The sequence below is a fragment of the Phreatobacter oligotrophus genome, from assembly GCF_003046185.1.
GTDB lineage: Bacteria > Pseudomonadota > Alphaproteobacteria > Rhizobiales > Phreatobacteraceae > Phreatobacter > Phreatobacter oligotrophus.
Window position 1 is genome coordinate 24,657 of record NZ_PZZL01000018.1, and the last position, 6,543, is coordinate 31,199.

At 58.2% G+C, this 6,543-nt stretch carries 7 protein-coding genes; 5 read left to right on the forward strand and 2 right to left on the reverse strand.

Annotated elements, in window-relative coordinates:
* Positions 1 to 663: 663 nt before the first annotated feature.
* Entirely contained in the window at positions 664 to 1,098 is a 435-nt protein-coding gene (locus C8P69_RS21450) for a MerR family transcriptional regulator (RefSeq protein WP_108179497.1), read from the reverse strand.
* A 68-nt stretch (positions 1,099 to 1,166) separates the two neighbouring features.
* On the opposite strand from C8P69_RS21450, the gene C8P69_RS21455 reads away from it, so the two are divergent.
* The 5 genes from C8P69_RS21455 to C8P69_RS21475 all read left to right on the forward strand — a co-directional run bounded on the left by C8P69_RS21455 (position 1,167) and on the right by C8P69_RS21475 (position 5,828).
* Positions 1,167 to 2,033, forward strand: a complete 867-nt coding sequence (locus tag C8P69_RS21455; protein ID WP_245902176.1) for a cation efflux transmembrane domain-containing protein — start codon at positions 1,167 to 1,169, stop codon at positions 2,031 to 2,033.
* A 156-nt stretch (positions 2,034 to 2,189) separates the two neighbouring features.
* The gene (locus tag C8P69_RS21460) at positions 2,190 to 2,732 is read left to right on the forward strand and encodes a TRAP transporter small permease subunit (RefSeq protein WP_108179498.1); all 543 of its coding nucleotides are present in this window, start codon (positions 2,190 to 2,192) and stop codon (positions 2,730 to 2,732) included.
* Between the two features lies 1 nt (position 2,733).
* The gene (locus C8P69_RS21465; RefSeq protein WP_108179499.1) at positions 2,734 to 4,131 is read left to right on the forward strand and encodes a TRAP transporter large permease; all 1,398 of its coding nucleotides are present in this window, start codon (positions 2,734 to 2,736) and stop codon (positions 4,129 to 4,131) included.
* Between the two features lie 151 nt (positions 4,132 to 4,282).
* The gene (locus C8P69_RS21470; protein ID WP_108179500.1) at positions 4,283 to 4,930 is read left to right on the forward strand and encodes a class I SAM-dependent methyltransferase; all 648 of its coding nucleotides are present in this window, start codon (positions 4,283 to 4,285) and stop codon (positions 4,928 to 4,930) included.
* A 160-nt stretch (positions 4,931 to 5,090) separates the two neighbouring features.
* Complete coding sequence (locus C8P69_RS21475) at positions 5,091 to 5,828, forward strand: cytochrome c biogenesis CcdA family protein (protein ID WP_108179501.1); 738 nt, start codon at positions 5,091 to 5,093, stop codon at positions 5,826 to 5,828.
* A gap of 123 nt (positions 5,829 to 5,951) precedes the next feature.
* Here C8P69_RS21475 and C8P69_RS21480 read toward each other — a convergent pair whose 3' ends face one another.
* Positions 5,952 to 6,380, reverse strand: coding sequence for a MerR family transcriptional regulator (locus C8P69_RS21480; protein WP_108179502.1), 429 nt, complete (start codon positions 6,378 to 6,380; stop codon positions 5,952 to 5,954).
* Positions 6,381 to 6,543: the final 163 nt, after the last annotated feature.

Here is a 6,543-nt window from a genome sequence, read left to right on the forward strand (position 1 = left end):
AATGTTCTGTTTGTGGGTGCGAACGTCCAAGTCAGACGATCGCGGCAGCGGGTTCCGGCGCACGGCTTTGCCGCTCGCATGCGAGTTCATTTCAACGCCATGGAAGTGTTAACCGGCGGTCTTTCACGGCAGCCGAGATTAGGCCATTGCGTCGCCAAGCGCTGGAATGGATCAAAGCAAAGGAGAGCGACCCACTGGTTGCCGAAACCATTGTGAAGGTTAGGGCTCTTTACATCCCAACCGTGGCCTCGGTTTTCGGTGCGCTCCCAGGGGATAGCGCTCGGGTCGCCTGGGCGCTTCGCCATATCTCGGACTTGGATCCGCGCAAAGTGATGGCCGCTCGAATAGCGGTGGAGATGGCAGGGCAAGTAGATCCGCAATCGGCGGATACATTGGAGTTCAAGCTTGTTCAAACCGCGAAACTAATCCACCGAATGGCCACGCGCACCCGCCGAGCCTGGAAGCAAGGCGATGGCATGTACGAATTGCATGTTTATCCGCACAACCAGGGAGCGGGCCTCAGGTACATTGGACGCGCCGTAGACGTCGCATGTTCAAGTCTGCTCGAACGCCTGCGGCCATTCATGACCGTTGGTCAGCAGCTGCCGTAAGATGCTGGCACAGCGCATCCAGCGCTGTCGCACAACGGACCTAGGTATCGGACTAGCTCGGCTTCCTTTTGGTGAGGATTCTTGGCGGGCGAAGCACGGAGCTCGACGCGAGTGCTTCGATAACGCGACAGGCGGCCACTTTCCCCCGTTGGCAGTCACTGACCATGCGCGACAGCTCGTCGCGCAAGCGCAGGAGCCTGGCTATGCGGCTCTCAACTTCAGCCAACTGTGACTGGGCGATGCGGCTGGCGTCTTCACAGGAAGCACCTGGCTGCTCCTGCAGGGCCAGAAGCGTCCGGACCGCTGAAAGTTCAAATCCCAGCTCGCGCGCATGTCGCACAAATCCCAAACGCTGGGCATCTGTATCGGTGTATAGCCGCCGGCCGTTCCCTTGCCGTTGTGGCGGCGGCAGCACACCAATCCTCTCGTAGAACCTGATGGTTTCGATGTTGACGCCGGCATGACGCGCTAGCTGCCCGATCTGCATATTTGGCCTTGCTCCTGTAGTCGCTACAGGATGTAGCCTACAAGGAGTCTGACAATTGAGAAGTCCCCATGACCACAGAAACAGCCCCAATCCGTTACCGCATCACCGGCATGGATTGCCCTTCCTGCGCCGCAAAAATTGAGGGAGCCGCCCGTAAAGTCGATGGGGTCGAGCACGTAAAGGTATCGATCGCATCGCAGATCATGACGGTTGGTGTCGACGATCCTATGCGACGCCTTCCGGAACTCGAGAATGCGATCACAAACATAGGCTACCAGCTCGATCAAATGGGTGCATCCAAGGTGGCAAAGACTGAGGAGGGCCAGGATTGCGATGACAAAATCCCGGACCTGTCGCATGTGACAGCGGCGTACAAGCGCGCACTCTGGATCGTTGTTCTGCTCAACACCGGCTTCGGCGTTGTGCAGATTGTTGGCAGCGTATTGGCTGGCTCGCAGGCGCTTCAGGCCGATGCCCTCGACTTCATTGGCGATGGCTTGATTTCGTTCCTCGGGCTCGTAGCGGTGGGTTGGGGTCTGGCTGCCCGGGCAAAGGCGGCGCTTCTCCAGGGTATCTTCCTCGCGGTCCTAGGCTTCGTCGTAGTGGGCACGACGACCTACCGCGTCTTTGTCACGCAAGATCCGCAAACTCTGCTGATGGGCGGCCTCGCCCTCGCCGCCTTCATCTTCAACGTTGTCGCTGCCCTCGTGCTGATCCCGCACAGGAAGGGCGACGCGAACATGCGTGCCGTGTGGCTATTCTCCCGCAACGACGCGATCGGAAACCTGGCCGTCGTCGCCGCAGCTCTCCTGGTGTGGTGGCTCTCGTCGCCCTGGCCGGACCTGCTGGTGGCGTTCGCGGTCGCTGGCCTGTTTTTACAATCAGCCTGGGCGATCATCCGGGATGCGCGGTCAGATTTGTCCCACGCTACCTAGGCTTGGGCGCGGCCATTCTCTGCCCGGTGCGCGATTCCAAACCAGCTCTTGCTCCTGTAGCGGCTAAAGGATGTATCCTCATGCCCGGTTGGTACTTTGCCGCGGCATGTTGCTGAGGTCGGCCGCCAAGGTCCTTGGAGTGAGCGCGTGGGCAAAATGCGGCTTGTCCATTGGATAGATGGTCTGAGCGAGAAGCTGGCTTCCCTGGTCAGCTGGGCGCTGCTGCTGAACGCGTTACTGATAACATTCAACGCGATCAGCAGAAAAGTGTTCTCCGTCGCCTGGTCGTCGGCCTTTGATATGCAATGGCACTTCTTTGCTGTCGTTGTTTTCATCACGGCGGCTTATGCCTTGCAGAAGAACGAACACGTCCGTGTCGACGTATTCGCAAACCGCATCGGCGAACGGGGCTTGGCCTGGATCGATCTGTTCGGGATTTTTTTTGTCCTTCTCCCGGTATGCGCCGGCATGATTTGGCTGAGTGGGCCGAAGTTCTGGGAAGCTTTGGTAGCTGGACACACCCGGGCGACGCGCGAAAGCTCAAGCGCCATTCCTGCATGGATTATCCTGAGTTTTATCCCGTTTGGCTTCGCCCTTCTCTCCCTCCAAGCCGTCGCTGAGGCTGTGCGCTGTATAGCGTTCCTGCAAGGAAATGACACAGGCAGCCGCGCCAGTCGCCGCTTTTTCGACGGGGAATGATATGACATTGCTCGCTCCAGCAATGTTCATTGCGCTCGTGATCGTGCTTTTCTTGGGTTTTCCAGTTGCATTCTCTCTGGCGGCAATCGCCAGTATTTTCGGTGTCATAGGAGTTCTGAATGGGCATTTCGATGTTAGCTTTTTGACCGCAATTTTTTTCAGAATTCAGGGCATCTTCAGTAATGACAATTTACTGGCCCTTCCCATGCTCGTGTTCATGGGCCTCCTGCTCGAACGCATCGGCATCGCAGAAGCGATGTTCGCGGCTCTGAACAGGCTTTTTGGTAATGTATCCGGCGGCCTTGCTTACACAACCATCATTGTTGGCGCCGTCATTTCCGGCATCACTGGCTTCGTCTCAGCTTCCGTCATCGCAGTGGGATTGATTGCTCTACCGGTGATGCTGCGGGCGGGCTATGACCACCGTTTGGCAACCGGTGTTGTTGCAGCAACGGGAACGCTCGCCCAGGTCATTCCGCCAAGCCTCGTCTTGATCGTTCTGGCCGAACAGATGGAAGTGTCAGTTACGGACCTCTACCGCGGCGCCTTGGTTCCCAGTCTGCTGCTTATCGGCTCGTACTTGACGTATGTGTTCGTCCTCACCCAGATCTGGCCTGACCGCGCGCCGCCCGATCCATCGCTCGCGTCTGAACGTTGCGTCGGCTTTCTCATCCGGCAAGCGCTCGTTGCCGCGGGGCTGCCCCTCGGGCTGGTCCTGATGGTCTTGGCAGCGATCTATTATGGAGTGGCAACACCGACCGAGGGCGGCGCTATCGGGGTGACGGGCACACTGTTGCTTGGGCTGCTGCAAAACAGGCTCACGCTGAAGAAGTTGCGACAGGCCATGCTGGCCACCGGCATCCTGATATGCGGGCTGATGTTTCTGCTGATGGGGGCTTCGTTCTTCACGCTGGTCTTCAGAGGATTGAACGGGGAGCAGTGGGTCCAAGCCCTGTTCAATTTCGTTCCAGCCGGTCAAATAGGCTTCGTAATATTCGTCAGCTTGATCGTATTTATGATCGCATTTGTTCTCGATTTCTTTGAGATTGCATTTATTGTTCTGCCGCTTATCGTTCCCGTAGCGCAGAAACTCGGCATTGATATGATCTGGTTGACCATTTTACTGGCGGTCAATCTGCAGACATCGTTTATGCATCCGCCCTTTGGCATAGCTATCTACAACCTTCGGAGCATTGCTCCTTCGATAGTTCGGACAGTCGACATATACTGGGGAGCTGTTCCTTTCCTTTGCATTCAGATCTCAATGGTCGGCCTTCTTATTATGGCTCCGCAGCTCATACTGAAGGCGGCGCGACCGCCATCCGTTTCGCCGCAGAATATCAACATCACTATCCCACCGCTTTTCGGCGATTCCGACACAGTGTCCCCTTGGAAATAATGATCCAGTGCCGACCTGTGGCCGACCGCATCGGCGCTCGGCATGGTCTATGCAGCGGGATCGTCGTGGAGAGGTACGAACAATGGCTCTTGATCCTGTACTGACTACAGGATGTACGGTGGCGTCATTCGGCCAATCGGATCGCAAGCACATGACGTATACACCTGCCGCGGGCTATCACTGGCTGAGCCCGTTGTACGATTTCGGCGTCGCGGCGCTCACCCGCGAGAAGCGATGGAGACGCGCTCTCATTGCGCAGATTGGGCCGCATCCCCGTGATGTCATTCTCGACGTGGGCTGCGGCACAGGCTCGCTCCTCGTTCTGCTAGCAAAGGCCGCGTCCTCAGCAAGGCTTATCGGGATCGATCCCGACCCGGCGATGTTGACGCGAGCACAGAAGAAGGCTGAAGCGGCTGGGGTTCGTGCCGAGTACCATCTAGGCTTGGCGCGCCAAGCGGTGGAGATCCTGGGCGCAGTAAAACCGACCAAGATCGTGTCGAGCCTGGTGCTGCATCAGGTGTCTCTGGAGGAAAAGGCCGCATCCCTCGCCGCGATGAGTTCGGCGCTCGGGCCGGGTGGCGAAATCCACATCGCAGACTACGGGTTGCAGCGCACGCCGTTGATGCGAACGCTCTTTAGAGCCTCTATCCAGAACCTCGATGGGCGCGCCAACACAGAGCCCAACGCCAAGGGTGTCTTGCTGGAGCTCATGCGCAGTGCAGGATTTCGTCAGGTAGAGGAAACGCTCGTCATTCCCACCGTTAGCGGATCGGTTTCGCTCTATCGCGGACGACGCTAAGCCGGCCGCGCTGCGCGCAGCGATGTTGTTCCCGCACATGTGAACACGCGCCGCAGTCCCGGGGCTTAGAAGAACCTGGCGGCTTCTGGTTGGATAGCTGTCGACCCAAAACCGGGCGGATCGCGCTCTGGCTACCAACTTTTCGCACCTTAGGCCTGTCATGGTGGCAACGGTTGATATCTCGCTTGTCGGCTTGGCAACGGCCGCGACCGCTGGCGCGATTTCGTTTCTATCACCGTGTGTCCTTCCTCTTGTGCCGGGATACCTCTCGTACATTGCGGGCGGGGCAGGGGAACGCGACGGTGCAGAGCAGGAATCGCGGCTTCACACATTCCGCTTGGCACTGCTGTTCGTGGCAGGATTTACGACATTGTTCGTCTTGCTCGGCATGAGTGCTATGGCGCTCGGCGGCGTCCTGCAGAGGTATCAGAACGAGGCCAATCTGGTTGGGGGGGCTTTGGTTATCGTCTTCGGGTTGGTGATGACGGGGCTGTTCCGCCTGCCCATGCTGATGTCTGATCGGCGCTGGCAGGGTCCACGCCACGTTCGCGGGCCACTCGGGGCCTTCCTGCTCGGCGTAGCTTTCGCGTTCGGTTGGACACCATGCATTGGACCGGTTTTAGGTTCAATCCTAGCTGTCACAGCAACATCGTCAGGCAACGGAGCGATACTTCTTGGCGCCTATGGACTCGGGCTTGGCGTGCCGTTTCCTCTGACGGCATTGTTTATGGGAAGTGCTGCCGCCGCGATAAAACGAATGTGTCGAACCGGCGCATTGCTGAACATCGGAGCTGGAGCGATCATGATCTGCATTGGTGTCTTGATGATCACCGGTCAGTTGCAGGCTGTCGCGATTTGGATGCTGACGACATTTCCACTTTTGGGGACAATAGGCTGAGCCGTGGAAAGGCGCCTTGGCTCCCCAAGATGAATTGTTCACGGGGCCGCTGCGTCTGGGATCGGCAGCGCCGTGGTGTCCCTCTTCAGTCTTGAGGAGTTGGCTCGCGCCAATTTGCCGTAGCTAGCCCTTTTCGGGAGTGCGAAGCTGACTATTCTCCGCCAACGTCTCGATGACCATGCATTCGGATACAGATCCACCGGCGCACGCCGTAATCATCCGCCGCAGCTCCTTGCGCAAAGCCGTGAGCGACGCGATCCGGTGTTCGACGTCAGCAAGCCTTGCCCGGGCTATGACATCCGCCTCCGTGCAAGACCGCTGGGGATTGTCCTGAAGGTCGAGCAGCGCCCGGATCGCGTCGACCTCAAAACCCAGCTCGCGGGCGTGGCGGATGAAGGCCAGGCGCCGCATCTCTGCCTCGCTGTAGAGGCGCCGGTTGCCTTCCGACCGCAAGGGTGAGGGCAGCAGACCGATTTGTTCGTAGTAGCGGATCGTCGGCACCTTCACGCCTGATTGCGCGGCTGCCTGGCCAATCGGCAATGCCTCTTTCATTTCAGCTTGCTCCTCTAGTCACTAGAGGATGTAGAGTGTTGGCTAGGATTGCAAGAAGACTAACCCATGAAAGCCAAAATGGATGTCGCCATCAGCAGTTAGAGCCCGTTACCGCATCGGCGGAATGGACTGCGTGTCATGCGCTACCAAGATCGAAACCGCT

Coding starts and splice junctions, on each gene's coding strand:
- C8P69_RS21455 (WP_245902176.1), top strand. CDS start 1,167: ATGACCACAGAAACAGCCCCAATCCGTTACCGCATCACCGGCATGGAT.
- C8P69_RS21475 (WP_108179501.1), top strand. CDS start 5,091: ATGGTGGCAACGGTTGATATCTCGCTTGTCGGCTTGGCAACGGCCGCG.
- C8P69_RS21450 (WP_108179497.1), bottom strand. CDS start 1,098: ATGCAGATCGGGCAGCTAGCGCGTCATGCCGGCGTCAACATCGAAACC.
- C8P69_RS21470 (WP_108179500.1), top strand. CDS start 4,283: ATGACGTATACACCTGCCGCGGGCTATCACTGGCTGAGCCCGTTGTAC.
- C8P69_RS21465 (WP_108179499.1), top strand. CDS start 2,734: ATGACATTGCTCGCTCCAGCAATGTTCATTGCGCTCGTGATCGTGCTT.
- C8P69_RS21460 (WP_108179498.1), top strand. CDS start 2,190: ATGCGGCTTGTCCATTGGATAGATGGTCTGAGCGAGAAGCTGGCTTCC.
- C8P69_RS21480 (WP_108179502.1), bottom strand. CDS start 6,380: ATGAAAGAGGCATTGCCGATTGGCCAGGCAGCCGCGCAATCAGGCGTG.